A 1,959-nucleotide genomic window follows, 5' to 3' on the forward strand; every position below is an offset into this window, starting at 1 on the left:
GTCGAGAAAGAAAAAACTTTCTTCTTTCTCGACTAAGCAAGTCTTCTTATTCTTTGAATTAGTAGTAATTAATATGCATAAAATTGTGATTGATATTGCAAATTAAATGTTTAGTAATTGTGCATATTCATCATACATAATTATTTAGATAAATAGTTACATTAAACCCTTGACAATCTAAGTACATAGCTGTAAAATTTTACTTACATTACCTGCAAAATATCGAATTTAATTATATCATAAATTCTGAGAATTTTTGAATTAATTTTTATTAAAACTGAAACAGTAGTAACTAATATTAATGATGCCAATATTTGGCTGAGAATTTATACTTAAAAAACGAATTATTACCAAAAAAATTGAATAAAAAGTTGTAAATAGTATAGTAGTTAACAATAAAAAATATTAACTTAGAGATATAAAAAGAATATAGACAGTAAATTACTATCTAAACAGCAAACCAATTACAGGAGATTATAATGAGAAAGTACTTGATCCTATCTGCACTAGCTTCTCTAGGTATTTTCTTACAAGCAGGATCGGCTAACGATCAGTATAGATGCGATTTTAAGTACAAAGTTGGTAATAATGATTGGGTTCAAGACAGTGCCAGTGCAACAACTCGTTCTTTAGCTAAAGGTTCAGTTTCAAACTTCCTAGAAAATAAAGAAGCTCAAGCTAATAGATCGGGCAAAGATTTTGAGTCAGCTAAACTATTTTGTGACGAGGTACTTGGAGATTAATTTGATAGTGTAATCTGTGAACTAAAATTCTAAGTATTCTATAGCTTTTGCAGCTTAAAATAGTTTAAGTTTGGCTAAAAGTTAAGTTGGTTTCATAATGAAAATAGATACAGACTTCAAGAGTAGTTGCTATTGATACGAGTTCCCGTTTTTCAAGGGGAACTTTTTTTTGTCTCAAAATTTGAGGTATTGCTCTGGATGATCGTCTCAATAGTATGATGATTCATAACTACTGATATGATTTCCAAAAATAAACTATGTCTGAAAATCAACTTTTATTAGCATCGGGTACTCTCTGGAAAAGACTAAAAGAACAAACTGAATATGCTCTCGAATGTGGCGCACTCCAACCAATACCCACAGAATATGAGTTTGTAGAACAGGATAATATTCGCTTCCTGGTGCGTATTTTGTCTAATTTATCGCGCAAAGATGAAGCTAGAAAACAGCAGGAAAAAAAGAAGGTTGTCACTGGCAAAGATTTTAATCCTTTTCTACCTTATGAGGAGGATTTATTTGTTGCGGATATCTCTAGAACTCATCTGTGTCTGTTGAATAAATATAATGTTGTCGATCATCATCTACTCATTGTGACTAGAGAATTTGAGGAACAAGAAAATTTACTGAATTTGCAAGATTTTCAAGCTTTGGGTAGCTGTATGGGGGAGTTTGAAGGTTTAGCATTTTATAACGGTGGGAAAATCGCAGGTGCGAGTCAACGTCATAAACATTTGCAAATAGTTCCTCTTCCTATGGTGCCAGATGGAGAAAAAATACCGATAGATAGGGCGATCGCTACTGCTAGCTTTGATAATGGGATAGGTGTTACATCTGTAGGTACGTTGCATGCAACGTCCCTACCTTTTCGACACGCTTTAGCTAAGTTAGATGTTGGTTGGGTGCATTCTCCTGTTGAGTCTGCTGCTGAGATACTAGAATGTTATTTGACTTTGCTCAAAGCAGTGGGTATAGAAGGTAGTGATGGGATGAGTGGGAAACAGTCTGGTGATTATAATCTTTTGGTGACGCGAGAATGGATGTTAGTTGTGCCGCGATCGTATGAAGATTTTCAGTCTATTTCTGTGAATAGTTTGGGTTTTGCAGGTGCTTTGTTGGTGAAAAATCAGGAACAAATGAATATTATTAAGGAGCAGAAACCTTTAACTATTCTGGGTCATGTTGCTGCTTTGTAATAACAATACTGGAGTATGTATTA

Annotated in this window: 2 protein-coding genes; both read left to right on the forward strand. The window is 33.6% G+C overall.

What is annotated here, in order from left to right; translation table 11 throughout:
• Positions 1 to 479: 479 nt before the first annotated feature.
• Positions 480 to 743 carry a hypothetical protein gene (locus F6K22_RS39670; RefSeq protein ID WP_293110536.1) on the forward strand — a complete coding sequence of 88 codons (264 nt, stop codon included), beginning with the start codon at positions 480 to 482 and terminating at the stop codon, positions 741 to 743.
• Positions 744 to 1,000: 257 nt separating this feature from the next.
• Positions 1,001 to 1,936, forward strand: a complete 936-nt coding sequence (locus tag F6K22_RS39675) for an ATP adenylyltransferase family protein (RefSeq protein ID WP_293110538.1) — start codon at positions 1,001 to 1,003, stop codon at positions 1,934 to 1,936.
• The last annotated feature ends 23 nt before the right edge of the window (positions 1,937 to 1,959 follow it).

The sequence above is a fragment of the Okeania sp. SIO2F4 genome (assembly GCF_010672385.1).
Taxonomy (GTDB): Bacteria; Cyanobacteriota; Cyanobacteriia; order Cyanobacteriales; family Microcoleaceae; genus Trichodesmium.